Source organism: Kiloniella majae (assembly GCF_002118315.1).
GTDB lineage: Bacteria > Pseudomonadota > Alphaproteobacteria > Kiloniellales > Kiloniellaceae > Kiloniella > Kiloniella majae.
Window position 1 is genome coordinate 359455 of the sequence record NZ_MTSZ01000001.1, and the last position, 25126, is coordinate 384580.

The following is a 25126-nucleotide window of genomic DNA, read 5'->3' on the forward strand; positions in this document are numbered from 1 at the left end:
CTAACTAAATTAGGAATAATACTGAATATGATAACGGGGAGAATAATCGTGGGTCGTTTAGCTGTACGCTTCATAATGTCGTTGGTAATGCTATTGACTATAGGGCTTCCGGTACTTGCTGATAATCTGGACGACGCAAAGGCAGCGATAAAACAACGCGATTACAATACTGCATTCAGCCTATACCTCCCCCTCGCTGAACAGGGCAATCAGGAAGCTCAATATGCCTTGGGTCAAATGTACAGTAAGGGGTTGGGCACAGAACAGGATGTTACCACAGCTGCAAGCTGGTATGAAAAGGCCGCGGATCAAGGGCACCTACTCTCACAAGTTCAGGTTGGGCGTATCTACTTCTTAATCACGAATGATCTGGTTAAGGCACATAAATGGTTAAATGTTATTACCCTGCGAAAGATCGAAGGCGCAAAGAAACTACAACTCTTTGCCAAACAGATGCGGAATGATATTGCCAAGGAAATGACATCCGAAGAAATTGAACAAGCCGAAAAAGAAGCACAGGACTGGATCTTAAAAAACGAAAAGCAGGCTGGGGTAGAATAATTATCTCTCTCAAAAGACTGTCAAAAAGTGGCGCCTATATATAGTAAAAAACTTTTCGGCTCCAAAGTTCCCCTGAAGAACACCAGCGCATCAAGACATCATTTCGGCCCTTAATTTTGGAGTATTATTCTGAAGCAGGCTCCAGAAAAAAAGCAGCCTTGTGATTGCGAGCGCTGTAATAACGTGTGCTAAATTCAGCGCCTCGAAAGCCGGGGTCAGCTTGTTCCGCCAACTGCGCCAAATCGATCTGATCACTCGCCCAGGCAAAAGCATGAAGACCGCCAACATAGGTGGGGATTGCGGCATGGTAAAACCCACTGAAACCAAAGAGAGACAGCATCCGGCTTCGCATATGCGTCAGAATTGAAGGCTGGTAGGAAGGGCAACCAGCCTGAGCAACCATAAGACCGCCCTCGGCTAATCGGGCCTTACAGCTTTTATAGAAATTATCGGTAAAGAGGCTGGTGGAATTATCATCGGGATCGGTAGAATCAATAATAATGGTGTCATAGAATTTCTTTCCTGACACAAGATATTCAGCACCATCCCCGATAACCAAATTCAAACGGGGATCGTCATAGGCACCATCAAGAAGTGTTGATAAATGCTCTCGGCACACCCTCACCAAAGCACCATCAAGCTCAACCATTGTCACCTCTTGAACACTTCTGTGCTTAAGAACTTCCCGCAGTACGGTGCCATCACCGGCGCCGATAATTAAGACTGACTTTGGATTAGGATGCGAGAGCAATGGCACATGTGCAATGCTTTCGCTATAGATTTCTTCATCATGCTCGGTAATCTGAACGGCGTCGTCCAGAACAAGAACACGCCCCAACAAATCGTTTGCGAAAATCTCAACATGCTGAAAGTCTGTCTTGCCTTCAAACAGAACCTGATCCCGACGGAGTGACTGACGGATCTCAGGATGGATACCTTCTTCGAACCAAGACATTCTTATCTAACTTTCAATAACTTAATCTGCGCTTATAGGCATAAGACTTTAAGTGTTAAAAGTCCATTATTTTCAACCAAAGAATGTTGTCCCAATAAAAATCACAACAGAGATTTGATAATTTCATTCGCGGCTTGATGCCCCGTTTCGTAAGCCCCAGGCGCCATGCTTGCCCACTTCCCATGCAGGGCTTCTCCTGCGAAGAACAAACGATCATCAACAGGCTGGCGCGCGACTTCCCGTAAGTGGTTTTTGCCAATATTTGAATAGGCATAGCCCCCGCGTGCAAAAGGATCTGCGAGCCATTTTGTCTTATGCCCTTTAAGGAAAAGCTTTTTCACATCTTCTCCCAAAACAGACGCAAGCGATGACAAGGCAAAATCCTGTGCTACTTCGTCACTTTCAGATGTAAGATCACGGGCAAGGTCTCCACCAACGAACATCGTACTCATCGGCGCACCAAAAGGACATAAAAGATGACTGTGCCAGCTATCAGTCTGCTTCATACCTTTAGGTGTTTCTAAATATGCTTCATTCGTGTTGGCATCAGGTATGAGCGACTTAAATGCGGGATCAAACTGGAGAGTTATTTTGTCCAATACCCCCATCGGCAACTCGTTAAAGGCAGCCATTTTTTCTTGTGGTAAAGCAGGCAAAAACATCAAGGTTTCATCTGCGATAATCTCGGTCGGAACTGTCACAAGGACAGCGCGACAGGCTATTGTTCCCTGATTGGACTGAACCTTGATATCATGTCCCTGCCAATCAATGCTTTCAACAACGGTTTTCAGTTTTACCGGCACAGGACCAAGAGCTTTGAAAATACCGGCAGCCAGCCCTTGCGGAACCATCCACTCGGTTCCGGTTTCATACTGCGTTTGGTAATCGATGACTGATAAATGGTCCGAATGCACCCCCGCCTCGAATGATCCCTTTCGCAATTGAGCAAGCTGATCCCAATTATCTCTTGGCGGTCGTAAATTATGAATAGAGGTATCGCCATTTTTTACCGCATCGTAACCCCATAGATCGTCATAGAGGGCATCTTCCGCCTTCTCGATCTCAATGACTTCCTGCTCCGATGCTCGGCGTGCCCCCTGATTTCCCTCTCGAGATCTATGGACAAAGTAAATCGGCTCTCTTTCCCCAAAATCAAATATATCAAACCCGGCTTTATCCCTCACTAAGGGAGACAGAGGGTTTTCATCCGCTGAATGCAGCCAAGTACACCCATGATCATAGGGAACACCAAAGGTTTCGCATTCGGTATAGGCCCTGCCCCCGATACGATCCCGCGCTTCGAGAATAAGCACAGATATTCCTTGCCGCATCAATGTCCGGGCGGCAGTAATTCCCGCTATGCCAGCCCCGATAACGATCACGTCAGGGTTCCTTACTTGCGCTCCCAAGGTTAAAGACGCCCTATTCATTGTCTCCGTATTAGTCAAAACCTTACCCCAAGTTTTTGCCCAAGCTCTTGACGACCAAGATCAGTCAATTTGATTATCCTGCGGTGTTTAGTCCGCTCTATCCACTTCAAGCTAAAAGCCAAATTCGTTATCGCAGCCCCCAGTGCGCCGGCAACATGAGGTTTTCGTTCACTCCAATCCAGGCACTGTGGCGCAAACTGACGTCGTGCTTTTCGTAAAGTTCTCAGATCAATGCCCAGTTCGGCAAAAAAACTTTCGCCTGCTTCAGTCACATCGTAGTGACGATCTTTTACGACCAGATATCCTTGATCAACCATCGCTGTCGTGATTGAAACACCCAGTTCTCCGGCCATATGGTCATAACACAGTCGGGCACATCTGATTTGTTTTTGCTCAGGAGATACTTGCCGGATTGGTGCGGGTTTGTGACGAACGAGATGTATCAAAGGCTCCAGTGCTTCAGCAACTTCGTCACCAGCGAGTTTATAATAACGATGCCGCCCATGCTTTTCACAAATCAGCAAACTACCGGAAACAAGCTTGCCCAGATGTTCACTGGCCGTTGCAGGGGAAACACCTGCGGCTTGGGACAACTCAGTTGCCGTCAATGCCCGCCCGTCAAAAAGAAGCGCCAACATCGCCGACCGTGCCGGAGACCCAATAAGTGCGCCAATAGAGGCCATAGAAGGTTCTGCATCCATATTTCGGTTTTATCCAAAACATATCGACAGCGCAAGTGATATGGTGTTTACATGAAACAAACATCGCGCAGAAAAGCTTCCATCTATGACAACTAAACACACTCCAAAAGCTACAGTTTCAATATCTCCGAGCCCTTCATATCCAAGTGATACGAAAGCCAGTAGCACCGAAGCCGGCAACATCAAAGAAAAAGATCCCCAAAAACAGGATCAAGATAATATTGCGCGTAATAAAAGAGGTATTATTCTTGTTATCTTATCGGCCACTCTTTTCAGCATGGCAGGTATTTTCACCAAAACTATTCAAGCTGAAACCTGGTCGATCATAGCCTGGCGCGGTATTTTCGCAGCTATTCTCCTCTTTATCTGGATTATATATAAGAGAAACTTCATCCATAGTTTCCTGAGGATGGGTACAAGTGGCATAGCCGTCGCTATAATTGGTGCGCTGGGAACAGCGGCCTTTCTCTCGGCTTTTAAACTGACCTCTGTCGCTAATGTTTCCCTAATCTACGCCGCCGCGCCTTTACTTGCAGCGATCATTGCCTGGATTTGGCTCAAGGAGAAAATAACCAAACCAGTTGCATGGGGATGTTTCGGGGCGATTTCAGGGGTCTTGATTGTGGTAAGCGGATCACTGGGCAATTTGAATCAGAGCAGCTTAAATCTGGAAGGCGATATGCTCGCCCTTGGTATGACTTTTTCGCTTGCCTTGATAATGGTTATTTATCGCCGTTATCCAAGTACACCCTCTGCCGGCCCGACGGCTTTATCTGCGCTTTTGTTAATTCCAGCTTGTTTCTATATGGGAACTCCACAGGATATCGCTCTGTCAGAAATCCTTCCGCTCGCCTTGTTTGGCTTACTCTTTTCGATCGCGGCTATTTCCCTAACCGAAGGTGCCAAGTTAATAGCATCCGGGCGTGCCGCCTTGCTCAGTTCTCTGGAAACACCCATTGCACCATTACTAGCCTGGTTGATCCTCTATGAGCTCCCGACTTTACAGGCTATTATTGGTGGCATCGTTATCATGATCGCCGTGATTTATAGCCAAAGAACGCACTGTCCGTAATTTTCTCAGAACTCAAGAACAAGCGCCAAAGCTAAGGTTAAATCATTAACCCGGGGTCAATCACCAAGATGGCAGAGATTATTTTCTGCTGAAAAGGTCTTTGCTAGGAAATCAATAAAGACCCTCACTTTTGGTGCAAGGTTTCTGGTACCGTTATATATAGCATTTATATTCAAATCGAAGGCATTGTACTCGTTCAGTAGCGGTATTAATCGGCCAGTCTTGATATCAGGCATCACGATAAAGCCCGGACAGAATGCGATCCCATTACCATTAAGAGCAAACTCTCTTGCTGAACGGGCTGAATTCACCGCCAGAGCACCATTCACTGTTACGCTGATACGTTGTCGATTAACAATAAAGGGCCAACTTTTTCCCGGACGAAAATTTGTATCAATAATACAGTCTAACCCTTTTAAATCATCGGGATGAGCAGGAGTACCCTTTTGTTTCAAATAGTCTGGAGAGGCACAAAGTATCATCGGAGAAGGTGCCAGCTTCTTTGCAATAAGCCCGGAGCTTTCTAAATCTCCTATACGGATAGCAAGGTCGAAACCTTCATCTACCAAGTTCACATAACGATCAGTTAAACGAAGATCGACCGAGACCTGCGGATAAAGCTCTAGGAATTTGCTAACTTGAGGAGCAACATACATTTCTCCAAAAGTACTCGGTGCTGAAATCAACAACTTACCACGAGGTGAAGCCACTTGATTTTGAACCGTAAGCTCCAACTCTTCCAGATCGTCAAGCAACTGTAAGCAACCTGCATGATAGAGTGTTCCCACCTCTGTCAAACTAAGGCTACGTGTTGTTCGGTGTAACAGCCGACTACCCAGACGCTCTTCCAGTTGGCCTATGTATTTACTCACCAGCTTCTTTGAAACCCCCAAGCGTTCCGCTCCTCCGGTAAAAGACCCGGCGGCGACAACTTGGGTAAACGTTCTCATACCATCAATCAAATCCATAATTGTCGCTATCACAGCGACAATTATTCGTCAATAGGCATGTTTATTCCCAACAAAAGACACCTTAAGTTTATCCCATCGTTTATTAATCAGAATCTCAGATAGAAATTTGGATGTTCAATATGACAACACGAAAACTAGCTCCAACAATCCATCCGTCTTATGCAGCCCTAATTTTACGTCTATCACTCGGCGTATTATTCCTTGCGCACGCCAGCCTTAAAGTTTTTGTCTTCACACCCGCTGGTACAGTCGGCTTTTTTGAATCATTAGGCCTGCCAGGCCTTTTCGCATATCTCACTATTTTAGCAGAAGTTATCGGCGGCATTGCTTTAATTGTGGGTTATCACACTCGAATTGTCAGCATTGTTCTTCTTCCAATAGTGTTGGGTGCCATCATCTTTGTCCACGGAGGAAATGGTTGGCTCTTTTCCAACAGTAATGGTGGGTGGGAATTCCCGGCGTTTTGGGCTGTTACTCTCATTGTCCAGTTTCTTACAGGTAACGGCGCTTATGCCCTTAGCTTTTCAAATGGCCGTTTTTCCCTATCTCATCCTGATTAAGCCCTGCTCAAATTAAATACAAAAGCCTGCTCAAATTAAATACAAAAGAAGGAAAAACCATGTTGGTAAATGGCAAGTGGGATGCAGAATGGCAGCCCGTACAAGATAAAGACGCACAAGGGCGCTTTATACGGCAAACCTCAACTTTTCGCGACTGGATCACTATCGACGGCAGCCCTGGTCCAGAAGGGCAAACAGCCTATAGAGCAGAAGCAAACCGTTATCACCTTTATGTGGCATACATCTGTCCCTGGGCTTGTCGAACTTTAATGGTACGTGCCCTTAAAAAGCTAAACGACGTCATAAGCATTTCTGTCGTATCACCTGTCCTGACAAACAAGGGCTGGAAGTTTGATAATTTTCCCGGCAGCACTGTTCAGGAGCCCCATATCAACGCAGATTATATGCATGAAATTTATAGTCACGCCGATCCGATGATAAACGGACGAGCAACTGTTCCTGTACTTTGGGATAAAAAACGTCAGACAATCGTTAACAACGAATCAAGTGACATTATTCGTATTCTCAATAACGGATTTGATGACTATGGAGATGAAACTGTCAACTTGCGACCGTCTCACCTTCTTGCAGAGATAGAAACACTTTCTCAACAACTCTATAATGATCTGAATAACGGTGTTTACAAAGCAGGCTTTGCAACCAGCCAGTTGGCTTATAATGAAGCTGTCACCAATGTGTTTAAAAAACTGGATACATTGGAAGAAAAATTGAGTGATAACCGAAAATACATTCTGGGCAATGTTCTGACCGAAGTGGATATCAGATTATTTGTAACCCTAATTCGATTTGATGCCGCCTATGTCAATATCTTCAAGTGCAACCTGAAACGCATTGCAGACTACCCAAACCTTTCCGCCTATACCAAGCGTCTCTTTGACACTGCTGAAATTAACGGCACCGTATTCTTTGATCACATCAAAGCTGGATATTACTCGATCAAGGCACTCAATCCATCGGGGATCATCCCGCAGGGGCCAGAGTTACCAGATTTCACATCTCAAAAGCTGGTCGCGTAAAATGGCTATATACTCATCACAGCCTAGCCTCTTTTTACCCCACGGAGCACCGGACCTTCCTCTGAGCACTCATCCCGCAACCACTTTTTTGAAGGACCTTTCCGGTCAACTGGAAAGGCCAGATGCCATCCTGATTATCTCCGCACACTGGGAAACAAGGGGCTTACATATTACGACGAGTGAAACACTTGAGACTATATATGATTTTGCAGGCTTTTCGTCAGAGCTATACCATCTAAAATACCCAGCAAAGTCGAGCCCGGTATTAATTAATTTACTCCGTGAACATTTAAAAAGTACAGGCTACGACCTCATCGAAAATAAACGACGAGGATTGGATCATGGAGCTTGGATACCTCTATTACTGACTTTTCCAGAAGCAGAGATTCCAATTGTTCAACTTTCACTGGATCGCAGACTTTCAACAAGCGATCTCTATCAATTAGGATTGGATTTATCAATTTTACGTAACGATAATATTCTCATCATCGGTTCAGGGGCCATCACCCACAACCTCGGAGCTTTAGCCCCTGAGCACACGCCGCCGCCCAATTGGGCCATCGAATTTTCTGATTGGGTAGAGAATACTCTACAAAATTCTCAATGGGCCTCACTTTGTAACTACATGACTGAGACCACTAAGGGTCAAGTTGCACACCCAACACCTGAACACTTTCTCCCCCTTTTAATCGCAGCAGGGGCTGGTGGTGAAAATGCTGTAGCTCGCAGACTTCACAACAGCTTTAGTTACGGATCAATCTCTATGGGTGCTTGGATGTTTAATGCCCCCTGATCTCTCGTCAGTATTTTGAACCATAAGTTAAATACGGGAACTCTATCTGTTTTCGACACCCATTCTGGCTTTATAAAGATTGAGAGACGACAGTATTTAAGATATACACAATGCATGAAAATCCTCGCTATCTCTGGCAGTGGTCGTAAAGAGTCGACCAACACGGCCTTGCTCAAAACTGCTGCGAAAATTGCAGGCCCCGACCACAGCGTGTCAGTGTTTTCTGATATCTCAGAGCTACCTGTCTTCTCGCCTGATGCCGAAGAATACCCCTTGCCACGTCCTGTACAGGCGTTCTGTACTTTGATTGAAGAAAGCGATGGCCTGATCATATCAAGCCCTGAATATGTCAGGGCCATTCCGGGTGGTCTGAAAAACGCAATTGACTGGCTCGTTGCCCGCGAAGAAATTATCGAGAAGCCGATTGCGTTAATGCATGCGTCCCACAGAGGGGAAGATATGCTCGAACAATTGCGTCTGGTCCTGTCCACGGTCAGTAACGGCTTTACGCCAAATATTTTCCTGAGATTTGCACTAATGAAGCTCTCGCCTGATGAAATACATCAAGAAATTATGACACCGCCAAATCGACAAAAAGTGAACGATTTTCTTCGCGATTTCACACGCTGCATTAAATAAGCAAAAGGAACTAGGACATCAAATCGTTCGCCACTTTGTTCGACAAGGCTCTCTCGCCATAGGTAAATGTACCCTGCTCTTTTATTTCGGTTGCGGCCTGCATAAAACCGCCCAGTGCAGCCCGGGCCATTGAGCCGCCCGTCGATATTCTTTTCACCCCGACATCTGCAAGTTCGTCTACGCTAAAGGTCGCCCCGACAAGCCCCATCACCACATTCACAGGTTTTGATACAGCCTCACAAACAGTTTTAATCGCTTCCAGATCGGGTAATCCCGGCGCAAAAAGAACATCTGCCCCGGCACGATCAAAGGCCTGTAAGCGGCGGATTGTATCATCCAGATTTGGACGACCGCGGATAAAATTTTCACTGCGCGCAGTCAACAAAAATGGCTGTCCTCGGCACGCTTCGCTTGCGGCATGAATACGCTCAACGGCCAGTTCAAAATCATAGATTGGATTTTCAGGATCACCTGTGGCATCTTCTATAGAGCCACCAACAAGCCCGACTTTAATTGCCCCTTGAATAGTTTCCACGCAATTCTCTGGCGCAGTTCCAAAACCATCCTCCAGATCTGCAGAGACAGGCAGCTCACTCGCCTCGACAATCTCGCGGCAATTCGCAAGGGTTTCGTCACGAGTTAAAGCAGCAAGTCCATCCGCACGCCCCAGAGAGAAAGCAATCCCGGCTGACGTCGTGGCCAGCGCCTCAAAGCCCAAAGATGTTAAGATTTTTGCTGTTCCGGCATTCCATGGATTGGGGATAACAAAAGCGCCGGGTCTTTCATGTAATCTTTTAAAGGTCTGGTATTTTTCTTCTTGCGTGGGCGACATATCTAGATTTCCTCAGGTAGTGCTCATTAGACTGGGCATTCGGAATAAAGAAAATAAACGATAAGCTTAGTCATTTAGTCTAAACCCTACTTGAGAAGGAAACCTTGAACAATAACGACGGATAATGATGAAAAATTTATAAGTTTACCGATCGATCCAGCGCTTTCCCCCATGCCAGAATTTTAAAGTTACGATGTTCTGGCGTAAAGTAAGGATCATTTAACACCAGAGTTAAGACCTGATCATAATCATCGGCTTCAACAACCCACAATCCACCAACAAAAGGAGCTTCTGGCACAGAACGCAAGCCCCCACCGATAAGAATAGTTTCCGAATTCCTTTTCAAGTATGCAATATGTTCAGCCCCTTTTGCTTTACGTACCGGAAGCATAGCGGGAGTATCTTCAAAATAAACAATCCAACGAGACATCGTAATATTCCATAGTTTATGACGGAATATAAAAGGATAAAACGATAGAGACTGAAGGCTAGTACCAGTTATGCAAATAAACCTATGCCAAACCCGGCATAGCTTGATTTCATAGGATGACCGAGAATTTCTCAAAATTTTTAAAGCTAAAATAAAGGAACTTGGCACAAGAAGTATAATACCTGTCGTCCGGTAAGCTCTCGCCCGCTCCCAGCTTTACTATTCCTTTAGGTTGATCACTTAAACTCACACAACACATCATCCGAGCAAGGAGATCACCATGTTAGGCGTTATTGGCGCAATGAGTGAAGAGGTACAGCTTTTGCTGGGGCAACTCAGTGATGTGAATGAAAGTACGCATGCCGGGATTACCGTCAGGACGGGAAATTACAAAGGGACAGATATAGCACTGGCACAATCCGGTATTGGCAAGGTCAATGCCACCATCTGTACTCAAATGATGATTGATCTCTTTAAACCACATAAACTGGTTTTTAGTGGTGTCGCTGGGGGTTTACTGCCCAACATGCAAGCCGGCGACATTATCATTGCCAGTCATGTGGTGGAATACGATATGGATCTGACTGCTTTCGGACGCCGTCATGGGGAAACCCCCGGGCGGGAACGCCTGATTGAATGCGATCCCGACCTTGTCGGCAAAGCCACGGCCGCTTTTGACAATGCTTTTGAAAGCGTTGAAGGCGCACCAAACCTAATGCTGGGTACAATTGCTTCTGGAGATACCTTTGTCCAGGACCGCGACAAGCTCCGTTGGCTCCAACGCGAATTTGCGGCACTTGCGACCGAGATGGAAGGTGCAGCCTTTGGACAAACATGTCGCCTCAATGGCCTGCCCTTTGTTGTTATCCGGGCGTTATCAGACTCATCTTCTGACAGTGCCAGCGAAGATTTCGAAGCCAATCTGCACCGCGCTTGCCGTAATTCTTTTGAACTTATGGACCTAATGATCCCAACAGCCTTGAATGATTGGGATAAAACAGATCGCCGAAATCGGGACTAAGTCTCAGGGGTATTTCACTGTTACATACAATCAAATCTGTTACATACAATCAAACCTGGCGAAGCCATAGCTCGTGTTTGAAAGCCAAAGTGTTTAAACCTGAACACACCCTGCACACTCATAGCCAATAGATAAGAGGAAAAAGGGTGATAATGAGTTACAATAACTTTATCACCCTATCCATTTTAAAACGGTAATTTAGAAAAAGAACTGCTTACTCTGGCAACATCTCACCAATCTGTTTTTCCAACGCTTTTGGATCGTTCAAAAAACCTGCATGGAAATCAACCGACATTGGATCGGGATAGACATCTTCTGTGCCGTTATCAACGGCATCCAGAACCGCCTTGGCAACAACATTCGGGGATGTTTTATCCAGCGGAACACCTTCGGTCATGTCAGTGTCAATCGGACCGGGATAAACACCCACAACATGTGTTCCTTGCGCTGCAAGTTCAGCACGAACCCCCTGTATTAAAGAAAGAACAGCCGCCTTTGATGCCGAATAAGAGCCAAGGAAAGGAAAGTTCACGTACCCCGCAACAGAAGAAATATTTACGACAGCCCCGCCATCATTTGCCTTTAAGACAGAGGCAAAGGCACGGATCATATTCAAAGGTGCAAAATAGTTCGTCTCCATTTCATCACGCGCATCATCCAAAGACGACGCATTCATGAAACTGGTAAAACGAGCAATCCCGGCGTTATTAATCAACAAAGAAACATCTTTGAATTCGTTCGCAATCGCATTGATTGTTTCCGGTTGGTTCACATCCAATTGAACAGGAATAATCTTATCTTCCTTTCCTTTGACCAAATCTGCCAAGCTATCTGTATTACGGGCAGCGGCATAAACTTTAGACGCACCTCCAGCAATCAACTCCTCAACGAATGCACGACCGAGACCGCGGTTAGCTCCGGTTACAAGTGCAACTTTTCCAATAATTTTGCTCATTATACGTTTCCTTAAAAGTGATACCTGAATTTCAGGAACAATTTAATACCGATAAGTATTAAAATAAAGATTCACCCCAATATGTCAAATTAAAATACCAACCAGTACTAATTTAATGTCACGCCCTAAGAGATGCCTGTGACGACTCTGCATCAAATCATAGATCGCATATTTGTAGCTTGAAGAAACCTCGCCACATGATAGAATACCGGTCGGTATATATGCTAAAGATGAGATAAAAATGGGACGCGGCCGACCACGTAAAACAGACCCGGAAGAAGTTCTTGATACAGCGATGAAAGTCTTTTGGGACAAAGGCTTTGAAGGCACATCAATGAGCGACCTTGTCTGTGCAACGGGTATGGCGAAACCCGGACTATATGCCTGTTTTGGTGATAAAGAATCTCTCTACAAAAAATCCCTGACCCGATATTATGAAAACCTGGGCACACCATTACTTGATGATTTTAAGAACTCAAAAGATCCCTTGCCTATTGCCCTGAGACGATTTTTTGAGGCCGTTGCCCGATCCATGCTAGATACCAACTGCCCAAGCGGTTGCTTTGTTGTCAACAGCCTTGTTGAAGGGACCTCTCAACACCCCGAACTAGAAGCTCTTGGCAAAGAGTATGATCAAAAACGCCGAGATGCTTTTGTCAAGAAATTCGAAGATGCACAAAAAAATGGCGAACTCCCCCCCAATATTGATGCCAGAGCATTCGGAGAGTTTTTTTCAGCACAATCCCTAACGCTTGGCGTCTTGGGAAGAACTGATGCCTGCAAGAACAAACTTTTCAGCTTCATTGACGTAGCAATGACGGTCTTGCCCAGTAGGGAATAAATAAGCCTCTACTGTAAAAACAAGATTGTCCGAAATATTCAAGACCTGATTAAAACACTCCCCTAATCTGGATTTTCATTATTGGAAAAGCATCAGATCGAAGGAGAAACAGGTGCAACTTGCCTATACCATTCTTTATGTCCAAGACGTTCCAGCAACGTTGGATTTTTATCAAAAGGCTTTTGGTCTCAAACAGAAAATGCTCCATGAAAGTGGTGATTACGGCGAACTTGATACAGGACAGACAATCTTGTCATTCTCTTCCCTTTCCCTCATGAAAGAGCTCGGCAAAAAACCAGCATCACCGCAAAAAGAGCATCCCTGTTTTGAAATTGCCTTTACCACTGACAATGTATCCAAAGCCTTTGATCGCGCTTTAAAGTCTGGTGCCGAGCCTGTTCAGGAACCAGATAAAATGCCTTGGGGACAGACAACAGCTTATGTCATCGACCTGAACGGATTTCTTGTGGAAATTTGCACCCCAATAGACATTTAGTAATTATCAATACTTACCCCCTATAGTCTCAAGCAAAAAAGTAATGGGGATTTATGGGGAAAGGTTAAAAGGGTTGCGCAGGTATTATTCCTGTCGCCCTAAATATAATGAGGAATAGATCAAACTTTTTTCAACATCTATTATTCATATTAATTGCTCAGTTGATAGTTGTCTCTGCTGCTATTGCTGAGCAAGAAAAAATTATAATACACGCTGTTGACTACCCTCCCTATTCCATTGAAAAACCTACAAAAAATAATCTTCGAGGCTTTGATGTCGAAGTGGTCATCGAAGCTTTTCGACGCGCCGGCATCAACGCCCAAGTCGAATTCATGCCTTGGCCCAGAATAATGATGCGAACAGAACAAGGGAAAACAGCAGCAGCATTATCATGTGCAAAAAACCCTAACAGAGATCATTTTATTTATTATTCCGATCCAATCAGTAATTCAACATCCAGCTACATCGCAACACAGAATTATGATGGAGATATTCCGCGAACCCTACTCGACGGTATTGGAAAAAAAATAGTTGTCAGCGTTGGCTATGTAAATGAACTGGAACTTAAGGAAGCAAAAATTCCTTATCATTCTGCTGTAAATGATATCGCGGCGTTAAATATCTTATTGAAAAGAAACTTTGATTTTTTTTATTCTACCAAAGAATACCTACGATATATAACGTCTGGCCAAAAAATTGCCTCAGAAATCAAATACTTTGATTTAAAGAAGCTGCCTTTTCACCTGTGTTTTAGTAAAAAATGGCCCCCATCAAAGGTCATGATTTCTAAATTCAACAAAGGGTTGGCTGAAATCAAAGCTGAAGGCACCTACGATAAAATTCATGCAAAGTATCAATGACATAGAATATTTCCAACACTAAGACTTCACCATTAATTCTGTCGCAAATTCGAATATTTCAGGAAGCTCCGTTGGCGTTATAAGATCTCGACACTCATCAACAGAAACCCATTTCATTCTAATTTCTGGTGCAATTGAGAATGGGTACACAGGTTTACAAAAATATATTTGATCAATGTGATAGTGCTCTCCATCTTTTTTATCGAGAACAGGCTGCTTCAATGTCAACATTGGTAGAATGAGACTGCTAACTCTGGTTTTCAATAGGCATTCTTGAAGATTAGAACTTATTGGAATAGCGGGAAGTATGGTAACAGAAATACCAACTTCTTCATTCACTTCACGCAAAAGAGCTTCCACCGGATCTTCGTCATTCTCAACATGCCCTCCTGGATAAAGCCACATTTTTAACTTGTCGTGCCATAGAACTAAAAACTTACCCTCATGATGTATTAGGGCTGAAGACGTAAATTGATGAACAGTCACAAAAGCTCTTTCTTACACTAAAATCAACAAAGGCAATTAACAGAAGCTCAAAATAATTAAACTTCAGATTATGCTGTTTTCATTCATACCCGGGTTGAAAGATTCCTTGTTCTTTAGACATTTCTCCAAAAGAACGGGGGCTGAGTGAAAACCACTGACTAAACTCTCGCGTCATATGAGCCTGGTCGGAAAAACCATAATCCAGCGCAAATTCGGCAAGGAAAGTTGTCTGCTCAATATCTCGTCCGGCTTTGCGTACCCGCGCCAGCCTGTGCCAAAAAACCGGGGACTTTCCTGTTTTCTTTCCGACATATCGCTGCAGGGTTCTTGCACTAACCCCAAGAATTAGAGCAGCAGCACTTACAGTCAAAGCATCAGATGCCAAACACTGCAGTGCCTCGTCAGTATTCGCATCAAAAGAAGCATAGTGATTGATGATATCCGGAATATTCTGATCAGGAAGATGGCCCCTTACAGCATTAGTCAAACCATCAATGTGAACATTCGTTCCGGCACGCAATCGGTACCCTGTAAAATGGTCCCCTTTTTTTACGGGTACGACCTGACTGGTTTCAGCAAGATCAGACATAAACCACATTGGTTCTTGTCCAGGTCGGGATTTGAAAATCAGATCACAACAGCCATCAGGTATGATAAATGCCAAATCGTTTTGCTTGGCAACCGAGTGCCACACTTCCAAAACACTGCTGCTCATGACGTCCAATTCTCACTTGAAATGTAAAAATTCTTAAATGTGATTGCTCTAAGCATATCAATATCTTCCAGCAATCTCACCTTCTATTTCCAATGTTATACACACAAGCGACTCGTATATTTAATATTGAATATTGTATACAATAATTGCTATGCTGATTGTACAAAGTGGTTGAAAACAACAGAACAGATCAAAGAAACTTCAAAATCTTATATTCCAGCCCCAACAAATCTTGAGCTTAACAACTCTGGACAAGGTCAGTTAAACAAAACAGACAACCACTTAACACATCAAGCAGGTCGTGCCACACTGCCTTTGGCATACGTTCCAAGCTAATGACCAGGTGCACGGCCCCATCAAGCCCCGACAAAAGGGGTACATAATACTGGAGGACTTCATGTTTAAGAAACTTATCGCCCCTGCCCTTATTGCGGGTTCTATCTGTACCGGGAGTATTGCAAATGCAGCTGAAATAACATGGCGCATGCCAGCAGCAATTTCCGAGGGTTCATTTTTCTACAAAAACTTTATGGAACGTTTTGCCGCAAATGTGGAAGTTACAACAGGCGGTAAACTGGAAATACAGCCCTTTGGCGCAGGTGTAATCGTTCCAGCCTTCAAAGTATATGAAGCCGTGCAGGATGGTTTGGTTGATGCCGGGCACTCTACACCGTCATATCTCGTCAACCAAGATCCGACAAATGCCATTTTTGCCAGTTTCCCCGGCGGAATGTCCGGCGAAACAACCCTGCATTGGGTATATAATGGCGGCGGCGAAAAGATGTTGCAGGACTTCCGCCGCGAAAAAATGGGCCTTCATTCCATTGTTGTGGGTATCGGCACATCAGAGTTTATGGCCCATTCAAACAAGGAAATCAGAACAACAGCTGATCTCAAAGGCCTGAAATACAGAACATCCGGCGCCTGGGCAGCTGTTGTCAAAGAAACCTATGGCGGTGTGCCAACCGTCGTTCCTGGTGGTGAAATTTACACCCTTCTGCAAAGAAAAGGCGTTGATGCTATTGAGTGGTCAACCCCCGGCGCGAACCTGAGCGAAGGTTTCCACGAAGTTGCGCCCTATATCATTATGCCGGGTGTACATCAGCCATCTTTCCTTTGGGAAGTTTTTGTAAAGGCGGAAACCTGGGATGCATTACCTGACGACCTCAAAGCCCAAATCGAAGCAGCAGCAAAGCTTACAACTTACGAAAGTTATGCTCATTTTGGTAATTCTGATATCAAAGCAATGGCTGAATATAAAAACACCAAAGTGACAATGATTACCCTCGATAACGCAGTTGTTGAAGAAATGCGCGAAGCAGGCCGTAGCTGGGCACGCAAAAAAGCCAAAGAACTCTCTGATGCCGGTGATACCTCCATGCAGAAAATCATGGACTCATATTTTGATTACCAAAAAGCATGGGCAGAAAACTCTGAATACCTTGTTCGGGATATTGTGAAGTAAAACCTCGTTCTTTATCCACAATACATTTGGTGAGCCTGCTTAATGCAGGCTCATTTAAAGTTCCTGTTCGACAGGTTTGTTATAAAAATTTTCGTTGATATCAAACCGATCCACATACATTCGGGGTAAGTCATGACCTCTTTTTTGTCTTTAATAGACAGGGTTTCCGATTTCTTTGGTCACATTGCAAAGCTGGTAATCCTCTGTCTGGTTATATCAATGATCTATGAGGTCGTTGCACGCTATATCTTTGATGCCCCTACTCTTTGGGCTTTCGACATTTCCTATATGCTCAACGGGACGATATTTTTGCTGGGTGCCGCTTTTACCTTGCAGGCCGATGCCCATGTTCGGATTGATTTTCTATCCAGTCGACTGAGCCATAAAATGCAGCAATTCCTGAATGGTTTCTGCTATAGCTTTCTTCTAGGACCATGCTTCAGTGTCTTTACCTACATTGCAGGAAAGAAAGCATATAAAGCCTTCGTTACCAATGAAGTAGAAAATGTAAGCCCCTGGGCACCAGTGGTCTGGCCCTTTTACAGCGTCATTGCCCTTGGCCTTGGTATTTTTGCTCTCCAGTTTTTCTGCGAAGGAATCAAATATCTCAGACGCGAAAAAATCCCGGGAGAACATGCCGGAGAAATTGATAATGTCGAGATTGATAAGGCGGGAGAAAATTCATGAATTTCCTGCCAATTATCATGTTCCCGGCCCTCTTCGCTCTCGTCTTCATGGGTCTTCCCGTGGCTTTTGCCTTGGTTTTGATATCTGTCTTTTTCGGCTATATCGTCTTTGGTGACATGATTTTCCTACAACTCTATGGACCAATCCTGTCAACCAGTTCCAACTTTATCCTTGCTGCAATTCCGCTATTCATCTTTATGGGGGCCATTCTAGAACGATCCGGGATAGCTCTGCGCCTGTTCAAAGCATTACAGCTTTGGGTCGGGCGACTGCCCGGCGGTATTGGCATTGCAACAATTCTGATGTGCGCAGTATTTGCGGCGGCATCCGGTGTTGTTGGCGCGGTCGAGATTGTTGTGGGTCTGATGGCAATCCCGGCAATGCAAAGATATAATTACAACGGCGAACTTATCGCCGGAACCATTTGTGCTGGCGGATCGCTCGGCACCATTATCCCACCTTCTATTGTTGTTGTTGTCTATGCCTCAATCGCACAGTTATCCGTCGGACAGCTCTTTGCGGCTTCGCTTATTCCTGGCTTGTTGATGGTTGTCTTCTTTTTAGGTTACCTGCTACTCAGAGCCATCCTGAAACCACAAGACGCCCCTTCTATTCCGGCAGAAGACCTTGATATTTCACTTTCGGAAAAATTGACCATTACTCTTAAAGCTCTTATCCCACCTTTGGTGTTGATCTTTGCAGTACTCGGGTCTCTACTTGCCGGGGCAGCTTCACCGACAGAAGCCGCCGCCGTTGGGGCGATTGGTGCGCTGTTACTCGCGGCTTCTTTCAAAGAACTTAGTGTCGAAACCCTGAAAGCATCATTGGCTGTTACCGTCCGTGTTACCTCTATGATCATGTTGATTGTGGTCGGTGGCACCATGTTTACCGGCATATTTGCACTTGCCGGTGGCGGTCAGCTTATCAGGGATTTGGTTGATTTTATCGGGTTTGGCAATACCGGATTGATCGTCTTCCTGTTGCTAATTGTGTTCATCGCCGGGTTCGTGCTGGATTGGATATCGATCGTCCTGATCTGTATTCCGATCTTTGCCCCTATTGTGAAATCAGCAGGCATTGACCCCATCTGGTTTGCCGTGATGGTTATGGTCGTTATCCAGACATCCTACCTGACCCCGCCAATGGCCCCGTCAATCTTCTATCTACGCTCCATAGCACCACCAAGTTTGACCTACCAACACATGTACAGAGGCGTTATTCCCTTTGTTATACTGCAGCTGCTGGTCTTACTCGTCGTGGCTCTTATCCCGGCAACAGCGACCTATCTGCCATCCTTGCTGGTTGGGCTATAAAAGCTTATTTAGAGCTTCCCATAACTCAGGGCTGTTCACCGTGACAGTCCTGAGTACCATATCTCTCTGAAGATCTTTGCCAAACATCAACGTGGTGCTGAAGGATTTGGCTCAACAAGAGCATCAGGGGGCAACGCGGCAGCAGATGAACTATCGACCTGCTCGCCATCCGGGCCAACGACCTCGACTTTTCTACGGGCGAATTCAATACCTTCTTCGGCAAAGACAGCTCTTAACTTGTGATAGATATCACGTCTCAGCACAAACTGAGCCCTCGGCTTACATTTGAACTTCACCCGCATAATCAGGGCGGAGTCATCATCGATACTTAAAATACCCTGACTTTTGAGTGGCTCAATAAACTTGGGGCCGTGTTCTGGGTGTTCCATAAACTCTGCCCCGACACGTTTGACCACTTTCTTTAAATGCTGAGGATCTGTGGTTGGTTCAAGTCTGAATGGCATCTTATAAATCACCCAGTCCCGATTATGGTTCGTGATTTTTTTCAACTCGCCAAAGGGAATGGTGATAACAGATCCTCTGTGGTGTCTAAGCTGTAAAGAGCGGATAGAAATTGCTTCCACTTCGCCGCGGGTTTCTTTGTCCAATTCGATATATTCGCCTACTCTGAAAGCATCATCGATCAAAAAGAAAATGCCCGAAAAAATATCCTTAACCAACGTCTGGGCCCCAAAGCCCACTGCGATACCGACAACCCCGGCAGAAGCAATCAGCGGCGCAATATCAACCCCAATGGCTGATAACACTGTCATGATGACAATAATGCCCAAAAAACCGAGCAACGTATTACGAAACAAAGGTGTTAGTGTATCCAGCCGCGATGCGGATGGGGCATTGGCGGGATCAACATCTTCCGACGCATCGCTAATACGTTTTTCGGTATAGAGCGCAGCGCCAATCATTTTCCAAATAAGCAGCCCGATCAAAAGCGTTATAAGAATATCAAACGCCGTGCTGGCCCATAACGGCGCGTCTTCTCCCTTTGCCAGCGACAAGAGGTCAAGCCCCCAGAGATCAATAGCCAGAATGAAAGTGATAAGAGAAACAAGAACCCGCCAAGCGCCCCTGAAAACATCCCTGAACCTCTCTGCCCGATCACTCTCTTTTCTCAGAAGCGTTCCCACCACTTCACGGCCCAGCCGATCAAAAATAGGAAGAGCAAAAAAGACAATAAAGGTTCCAACCGGTCCTTCTAGCTGATGTTGCCCTCGCTCTAGCCAATGGGCTAACCAAAAGATCCAGGCAAAAAGAATATAGACGGCAAGGAAAATTGGTGCAGCCGCAGAGAGAACACGAACGACGCCAGAAACTTCCTGCCCATCGCTTACACTTTGGGTTCCCGACAGGATTGATAGGCTCACTCCTTTGACCTTTTCAAAATTGCGGATCAAAGCAAAAAAGAGTAATCCGGCAACTGCTGTGCCTGTAATCGCCACCGTAATTAACGCCGGCGGAAATCCCCAGCCCAATGTGGGAAAGAACCCCGCGCCAACCCACCCGGCCGCGCCAATACATACGGCCCGCTGCAAAAGAGAAAAGGTCTTTTGTGCTGCTTCATCTTCCAAAGGGGCAATCCGGATCTGGGGGGCATCCGGCGCGAAAGCACGTCTGGCCACCACAACAAAAAGCCAACTATAGGAAATACCTGTATAGTAAATCCATACCATCCCGTTCAAAGGACCAAGAGGCCCTTCAACAAACGATGCGAACACACGTGTACCAATTAGAAAGCCAACAATAGGCAATACCTCGAAAAAGCCCAGGGTAAGTGTTCTAAGCACCCTTTCCCAGTATCCATAATGGCCTTGATCTCCATATTCACCGGGGGCGCGTAAAGCCCCGCGCCATTTTTTCAGTGATAATTTAACGATCATCGCGAACAGGAAACCAACGAGAACTAACGCAGCCCCAGATAAAAGCATTCCGCCGATGCCATAATCTGCTAAGGCCAACCGCTCATCCACCTTTGGTCCTCTGCCCCCCAGATTGGCAATAGCATCTATCCAACGGGTTACGCGTGTTTCAATACGCTCGGCCATTTGTGTCAGCCGCATTTCCACCCCGGCAAGAATACTGATACCTTCAGCCTCTTCAGCTTCTTTTGCCTCTGCCTGTCGCAATAACTCTTCGCGGAAAAGTTCCCTTAGCTGTTCATCACTGGTTTGCGCCAACAAACTATCAATTAGCTCGGGACTTAAGTCCTCTGGGATTTCCAGCTCTTCAGATGAGGCACTGTCATCACCAGAAAAAATGGTCTGAGCATAACCGGGTTCAGGATTTGAAAGAAAAATAACAGAAAGAAAAAATGAAAGCGTCAAACAAAGGGTGAGGTTTTTAAGAATGCGTTCGTTCATCAGGACCACTTCATTTTTATCAAAGGGACTTACGAATAAGATCATGTTTGATCACAAGACAACTCAATTTACATGATCAACATTCTGTAATAGCTATATTTCTTGAATAAAACTCTAATCCCCCACCTCTTTTATTGCAAACCTCTCTATTCCATTGAGACCAGAGCTTCCTTCACAAAGGCGTGAGATGTGCCGATATTTTAATAGGCTTCATTGAACATTGGATTGTTTACACCAAATAAATTTAGAACCAATTGGTATCAATTTAAATCAACAATAAATTCAAGTCTTTTCAAAGGATAAAAAGAATGAGCTTTGATCTTCACACAAAAGAAACAGCCTCGAAAAACAGCCAACCGTTACTTGATAATTCGGTAAAGTCATTTGGTATGATCCCGAATTTACATGCTGTCATGGCTGAAGCACCTGCTGCATTAGAAGCTTATCAAAATCTGCATACGCTTTTCCAACAAACAAGTTTTGATGCCGAAGAACTAACCGTTGTCTGGCAAACCATCAACATTGAACACGAGTGTCATTACTGCGTCCCAGCTCATACGGCCATCGCCCACTCGATGAAAGTTGATCCCGCTATTATTGACGCCTTACGCAACAAAACGGATCTGCCAACCGAAAAGCTACAGATACTCCGTAGAACAACGCTCGCATTAGTGAAAAACCGTGGTCGCCTTTCACCGTCAGAAATTCAGACTTTCAAAGAAGTTGGTTATAAAAACCAGCAACTTCTCGAAATTGTACTCGGCCTCGCGCAAAAAGTAATGAGCAACTACACCAATCACCTTGCCGATACACCACTGGACGAGCCTTTTAAGAAGTTCGCATAGCAGTATCTATAATAAAGGCCTGAACAAATTAATATTCAGGCCTTTTGTGCCACTCATTTCATAAGCATGTATTCGCAAACACAAGTCTGTTGTTACTTCCCGGCATCTGTGAAAGCAAACCGATATCACTGAATTATATTCAACACTTCAGGCTTTCCGCGTAAAAGCAAGGGCAATTCCGGTGGCAATCAACAAACCACCTGTGATTTTATTTCTGATTGCTGCACGTCGTGTTCCCAAAAGATAGGGACGCAGTCTCCCCGCCAAAACCGCGTAAGTCATATCCAGAAAAGCGGCAACAGCAAGGAAAGTCACACTCAATACAAAAAGCTGCCCCGGCGCAGATAAACCCGGGTCCATAAATTGAGGAAAAAAAGCCGCGTAAAAAATAATGGTTTTGGGGTTAGTGATTGCGACAACCACACCCTGCAAGAATAAGGATTTCCCCGGTTTTGTTGCCTCTTGATCTTCCAATCCCTGTCCTTTGCTGCGCCAAGATTTAATCCCTAGGTAAACCAAATATAATGCCCCGGCGAGGCGAAGAACATCAAACCAGTTTGACAACGCATTCAGCACCCATGCCATACCCAGACCACCAATGAGAAAGAGAACCATATTCCCCAAAACGGTTCCCATAACATTTGCAATGCCAGCACGTGTCCCTTGGCTTAGGCTATTTGCAATAACCAGCGTAACAATAGGCCCCGGAATAATTGCGAGGACAGCAGTGGCCACCACAAAAGCCAACCACAAATTCAAATTTATCGCGATATCAAACATACCTTCACTCTTTCTCTCTTAAATGATCATACCAAAGCAAAGAACCGAAAGAGAAAAGAAGTCAAGTATCTCAAGATAAGAAACCCTCCTTTGCCTCATATTGCCACTATGGGAAAACCTTCCAGGCAAAACAAAAGCCCCAAACCGGAGCTTTTGTTAAGGACACAACTACAAAAAATAGATCCTTGAGTTTGGTAAAGACCAACCCTGACTTACCAGCTTCCGATATTTTCCATGGATGCCCAAGGTTCTTGAACAGGCAGAGATCCATCTGCATGTAAAAGCTCAACAGAAATTCCGTCAGGTGATTTGATAAAGGCCATGCGCCCGTCACGTGGTGGGCGATTGATTGTCACCCCTTGATCCATGAGTTTCTGGCAATATTCATAGATATTATCGACGGCATAGGCCAGATGACCAAAATTACGATCTCCGGACAGCTGTTCAGGGTCATAGTTATAGGTCAATTCCAGTTCCGCCTCCGGTTGCCCCGGCGCAGCCAGCATGACAATGGTAAAACGACCTTCCGGATTATCAAAGCGCCGGGTTTCGACAAGGCCCAGCTTGTTGCAATAAAAATCCATAGAAGCATCAAGGTCAGAGACCCGTACCATGGTGTGTAAATATTTCATTCCGGTTTCTTTCGCTTATCGTCATACAACATTTGAATTGTTTAGCATGCTATCTACAAATATCCCTTTTGGAAACAGAGAGATAATCACTAAAACGAGAGCCATAAAATGCCCATTAAAGAAATCATAACCGTTTGAGGTAATCGCGGAATTCTTTGCTCGCTTCCCTTCGAAAGTTCTCCCCTGTTCGCTGGACACTTTGCAGACGGTCGATGCGAAAAGACCTGAAGTCATCACTTTTCTCACACCACGCAGTCAACAGCCAAACCTTGTCAAAAGCTGTAAGGCCAAGGGGGCGAATAACACGTTCACTCGACTGATCTTTCAGATCCATATACCGGATCTCTAACAAGGCCCGGTCCCGAACAGCCGTTCTTACCGGGCTGAGGAAATCAATCGTTTCTTCTTCGGATTTTGGTTGAACTGAATAGGCCAGCAAAGGCGCATCATAATAACTGTCTTCCATATCCTCGGGCAGTACAGCAGATATCTTGGCCGATGCCCGTGTTGCAGCATCGGCAAGCGGCTTGTCCCCGCGTGCTGCCACCAGCCGCATCCCGATAATGATGGCATCCAGTTCATCCGCATCAAAATGCAAGGGGGGCAGGAAATATCCCTTTTCTATCTGATATCCGATGCCCCCTTCCCCACGGACAGGTGCCCCCATGGACTGTAAAGTCACCATGTCACGATAGATCGTGCGAAGAGAAACACCTAGCTCTTCGGCAAGACTTTCAGCCGAGACAGGTTGCCGCCTTGCCCGCAAGCGATCCAGAATGGAGAAGAGTCTTTGAACGCGCATCATTTTTCCAAGTTTAGAGAAACTACCCTGACATAAATTGTCAGGGGTATCCAGTATAACCCGTTCACAAGCCCATGTGACCAATTCCAGAGCAAAATCTCCGGGAACGCATGGCAACACCCATCAGGACATTAAGTGACTGATATAAAACATTTATGTAACCTCTCATATCTAAAGAAATGGAAAAACAGGCATGTTTCAAACAAACCTTGGTTCGCTAAAAACAATGGGCTTTGCCCGCTATGAAAAACGTGATGGTGTCGAAACAGCAGAAATCATCGAAGCAGCCCTGAACTGGCGGCACGAATTTCTTTCAAACCAAGAAGGTATCGCCATGCATTGTTTTCTCGGGAATGACAAAGGTCACTTTGCAGATGCCATTATGGCAAGTGACCACCAGTCTTTTATGGCAATGTCGGAAAACCATCCCCAAGCCAAGAGCTCTCAGAAATTTATGGCCCTATTAAAACCGGACAGCATTCGCCTGGCCGCCAATACCATCCTCAAAGAAGATGTTGTTGTTCCCACAGACTTTTCCTGTATTGAATTTGGTACCTTCAGCCCGAAATCACCTGAACAATTTGATCAAAAGGCTATGCTGGATATATCCGATCAGATTGAAGAAAAATATCTAAGCAACTTTACCGAACCACGTGCTCACTTCATGGGTAAAGTTGATGATACGACCTATTCAGAAATAGCCTTTGTTGAAAATCTGGGCATGGCGCGCAGAATTTGTAACGGTTATGTTCAGGATGATACCTGTCTTGAACTTCTGAATATCTTCGATCCTGAAAGCGTCGATCTGGACTTCTGGTTTAAACTGGCCTGACCACAAGTTAGTGTTGATAACGCCCCGAATTAACCTTGAA

Annotated in this window: 28 protein-coding genes; 15 read left to right on the forward strand and 13 right to left on the reverse strand. The window is 45.1% G+C overall.

Annotated elements, in window-relative coordinates; genetic code table 11:
- Positions 1-48 precede the first annotated feature (48 nt).
- A complete protein-coding gene (locus BKB51_RS01640; protein ID WP_158090110.1) occupies positions 49-561 on the forward strand; it encodes a tetratricopeptide repeat protein in 513 nt (170 codons plus the stop codon).
- A gap of 124 nt (positions 562-685) precedes the next feature.
- Here BKB51_RS01640 and speE read toward each other — a convergent pair whose 3' ends face one another.
- The 3 genes from speE to BKB51_RS01655 all read right to left on the reverse strand — a co-directional run bounded on the left by speE (position 686) and on the right by BKB51_RS01655 (position 3647).
- Positions 686-1516 carry a polyamine aminopropyltransferase gene (speE, locus tag BKB51_RS01645; protein ID WP_085899350.1) on the reverse strand — a complete coding sequence of 277 codons (831 nt, stop codon included), beginning with the start codon at positions 1514-1516 and terminating at the stop codon, positions 686-688.
- A gap of 101 nt (positions 1517-1617) precedes the next feature.
- Positions 1618-2946, reverse strand: coding sequence for a flavin monoamine oxidase family protein (locus BKB51_RS01650; protein WP_085899351.1), 1329 nt, complete (start codon positions 2944-2946; stop codon positions 1618-1620).
- Positions 2947-2960: 14 nt separating this feature from the next.
- Positions 2961-3647, reverse strand: coding sequence for an ArsR/SmtB family transcription factor (locus BKB51_RS01655; protein ID WP_085899352.1), 687 nt, complete (start codon positions 3645-3647; stop codon positions 2961-2963).
- Between the two features lie 85 nt (positions 3648-3732).
- On the opposite strand from BKB51_RS01655, the gene BKB51_RS01660 reads away from it, so the two are divergent.
- On the forward strand, positions 3733-4719 hold the full coding sequence (locus BKB51_RS01660; RefSeq protein ID WP_085899353.1) for a DMT family transporter: 987 nt from the start codon (positions 3733-3735) through the stop codon (positions 4717-4719).
- A 56-nt stretch (positions 4720-4775) separates the two neighbouring features.
- Here the strand turns inward: BKB51_RS01660 and BKB51_RS01665 are convergent, their stop codons facing one another.
- A complete protein-coding gene (locus tag BKB51_RS01665) occupies positions 4776-5687 on the reverse strand; it encodes a LysR family transcriptional regulator (RefSeq protein WP_085899354.1) in 912 nt (303 codons plus the stop codon).
- A 122-nt stretch (positions 5688-5809) separates the two neighbouring features.
- Between BKB51_RS01665 and BKB51_RS01670 the strand changes: the two genes are divergently transcribed.
- From BKB51_RS01670 to BKB51_RS01685, 4 genes are all read left to right on the forward strand, one after another.
- Positions 5810-6250: a DoxX family protein gene (locus BKB51_RS01670; RefSeq protein ID WP_085900178.1), complete on the forward strand. Its 441-nt coding sequence runs from the start codon at positions 5810-5812 to the stop codon at positions 6248-6250.
- Between the two features lie 59 nt (positions 6251-6309).
- Complete coding sequence (locus tag BKB51_RS01675) at positions 6310-7287, forward strand: glutathione S-transferase family protein (protein WP_085899355.1); 978 nt, start codon at positions 6310-6312, stop codon at positions 7285-7287.
- Between the two features lies 1 nt (position 7288).
- A complete protein-coding gene (locus tag BKB51_RS01680) occupies positions 7289-8080 on the forward strand; it encodes a DODA-type extradiol aromatic ring-opening family dioxygenase (protein WP_085899356.1) in 792 nt (263 codons plus the stop codon).
- A 114-nt stretch (positions 8081-8194) separates the two neighbouring features.
- The gene (locus tag BKB51_RS01685) at positions 8195-8719 is read left to right on the forward strand and encodes an NADPH-dependent FMN reductase (RefSeq protein ID WP_085899357.1); all 525 of its coding nucleotides are present in this window, start codon (positions 8195-8197) and stop codon (positions 8717-8719) included.
- A gap of 10 nt (positions 8720-8729) precedes the next feature.
- Here the strand turns inward: BKB51_RS01685 and BKB51_RS01690 are convergent, their stop codons facing one another.
- Positions 8730-9551 (reverse strand): isocitrate lyase/PEP mutase family protein, encoded by an 822-nt coding sequence (locus BKB51_RS01690; protein WP_085899358.1) that lies wholly within the window; start codon positions 9549-9551, stop codon positions 8730-8732.
- Between the two features lie 136 nt (positions 9552-9687).
- A complete protein-coding gene (locus BKB51_RS01695; protein ID WP_085899359.1) occupies positions 9688-9981 on the reverse strand; it encodes a YciI family protein in 294 nt (97 codons plus the stop codon).
- A gap of 280 nt (positions 9982-10261) precedes the next feature.
- Here BKB51_RS01695 and BKB51_RS01700 point away from each other — a divergent pair, with 280 nt between their 5' ends.
- The gene (locus BKB51_RS01700; protein ID WP_085899360.1) at positions 10262-11002 is read left to right on the forward strand and encodes a 5'-methylthioadenosine/adenosylhomocysteine nucleosidase; all 741 of its coding nucleotides are present in this window, start codon (positions 10262-10264) and stop codon (positions 11000-11002) included.
- A 214-nt stretch (positions 11003-11216) separates the two neighbouring features.
- Here the strand turns inward: BKB51_RS01700 and BKB51_RS01705 are convergent, their stop codons facing one another.
- The gene (locus BKB51_RS01705) at positions 11217-11957 is read right to left on the reverse strand and encodes an SDR family oxidoreductase (protein WP_085899361.1); all 741 of its coding nucleotides are present in this window, start codon (positions 11955-11957) and stop codon (positions 11217-11219) included.
- Between the two features lie 241 nt (positions 11958-12198).
- Here BKB51_RS01705 and BKB51_RS01710 point away from each other — a divergent pair, with 241 nt between their 5' ends.
- The 3 genes from BKB51_RS01710 to BKB51_RS01720 all read left to right on the forward strand — a co-directional run bounded on the left by BKB51_RS01710 (position 12199) and on the right by BKB51_RS01720 (position 14154).
- Positions 12199-12798: a TetR/AcrR family transcriptional regulator gene (locus tag BKB51_RS01710; protein WP_085899362.1), complete on the forward strand. Its 600-nt coding sequence runs from the start codon at positions 12199-12201 to the stop codon at positions 12796-12798.
- Between the two features lie 112 nt (positions 12799-12910).
- Entirely contained in the window at positions 12911-13294 is a 384-nt protein-coding gene (locus tag BKB51_RS01715) for a VOC family protein (RefSeq protein ID WP_085899363.1), read from the forward strand.
- Between the two features lie 107 nt (positions 13295-13401).
- Positions 13402-14154, forward strand: a complete 753-nt coding sequence (locus BKB51_RS01720) for a substrate-binding periplasmic protein (RefSeq protein WP_085899364.1) — start codon at positions 13402-13404, stop codon at positions 14152-14154.
- An 18-nt stretch (positions 14155-14172) separates the two neighbouring features.
- Here BKB51_RS01720 and BKB51_RS01725 read toward each other — a convergent pair whose 3' ends face one another.
- Both BKB51_RS01725 and BKB51_RS01730 read right to left on the reverse strand, forming a co-directional pair.
- Positions 14173-14640: an NUDIX domain-containing protein gene (locus BKB51_RS01725; RefSeq protein WP_276327906.1), complete on the reverse strand. Its 468-nt coding sequence runs from the start codon at positions 14638-14640 to the stop codon at positions 14173-14175.
- A 79-nt stretch (positions 14641-14719) separates the two neighbouring features.
- Positions 14720-15355, reverse strand: a complete 636-nt coding sequence (locus BKB51_RS01730) for a helix-turn-helix domain-containing protein (protein ID WP_085899366.1) — start codon at positions 15353-15355, stop codon at positions 14720-14722.
- A 397-nt stretch (positions 15356-15752) separates the two neighbouring features.
- On the opposite strand from BKB51_RS01730, the gene dctP reads away from it, so the two are divergent.
- The 3 genes from dctP (at position 15753) to BKB51_RS01750 (ending at position 18820) form a co-directional block, all read left to right on the forward strand.
- The gene (dctP, locus tag BKB51_RS01740) at positions 15753-16820 is read left to right on the forward strand and encodes a TRAP transporter substrate-binding protein DctP (protein WP_085899368.1); all 1068 of its coding nucleotides are present in this window, start codon (positions 15753-15755) and stop codon (positions 16818-16820) included.
- Positions 16821-16952: 132 nt separating this feature from the next.
- The gene (locus tag BKB51_RS01745; protein WP_085899369.1) at positions 16953-17507 is read left to right on the forward strand and encodes a TRAP transporter small permease subunit; all 555 of its coding nucleotides are present in this window, start codon (positions 16953-16955) and stop codon (positions 17505-17507) included.
- A complete protein-coding gene (locus BKB51_RS01750) occupies positions 17504-18820 on the forward strand; it encodes a TRAP transporter large permease (RefSeq protein WP_085899370.1) in 1317 nt (438 codons plus the stop codon). The genes BKB51_RS01745 and BKB51_RS01750 overlap by 4 nt, the downstream gene beginning before the upstream one ends.
- Before the next feature lie 86 nt (positions 18821-18906).
- Here BKB51_RS01750 and BKB51_RS01755 read toward each other — a convergent pair whose 3' ends face one another.
- Complete coding sequence (locus BKB51_RS01755; RefSeq protein WP_158090111.1) at positions 18907-21195, reverse strand: mechanosensitive ion channel family protein; 2289 nt, start codon at positions 21193-21195, stop codon at positions 18907-18909.
- 308 nt (positions 21196-21503) lie between these two features.
- Here BKB51_RS01755 and BKB51_RS01760 point away from each other — a divergent pair, with 308 nt between their 5' ends.
- Positions 21504-22040, forward strand: a complete 537-nt coding sequence (locus BKB51_RS01760) for a carboxymuconolactone decarboxylase family protein (RefSeq protein ID WP_085899372.1) — start codon at positions 21504-21506, stop codon at positions 22038-22040.
- A 147-nt stretch (positions 22041-22187) separates the two neighbouring features.
- On the opposite strand, the gene BKB51_RS01765 is transcribed toward BKB51_RS01760, so the two are convergent.
- From BKB51_RS01765 to BKB51_RS01775, 3 genes are all read right to left on the reverse strand, one after another.
- Positions 22188-22820, reverse strand: coding sequence for a LysE family translocator (locus BKB51_RS01765; protein WP_085899373.1), 633 nt, complete (start codon positions 22818-22820; stop codon positions 22188-22190).
- Between the two features lie 212 nt (positions 22821-23032).
- A complete protein-coding gene (locus BKB51_RS01770; RefSeq protein ID WP_085899374.1) occupies positions 23033-23452 on the reverse strand; it encodes a VOC family protein in 420 nt (139 codons plus the stop codon).
- A 124-nt stretch (positions 23453-23576) separates the two neighbouring features.
- Entirely contained in the window at positions 23577-24374 is a 798-nt protein-coding gene (locus BKB51_RS01775) for a helix-turn-helix transcriptional regulator (RefSeq protein WP_218043935.1), read from the reverse strand.
- A gap of 73 nt (positions 24375-24447) precedes the next feature.
- Here BKB51_RS01775 and BKB51_RS01780 point away from each other — a divergent pair, with 73 nt between their 5' ends.
- Positions 24448-25086 carry a hypothetical protein gene (locus BKB51_RS01780; RefSeq protein ID WP_085899376.1) on the forward strand — a complete coding sequence of 213 codons (639 nt, stop codon included), beginning with the start codon at positions 24448-24450 and terminating at the stop codon, positions 25084-25086.
- Positions 25087-25126: the final 40 nt, after the last annotated feature.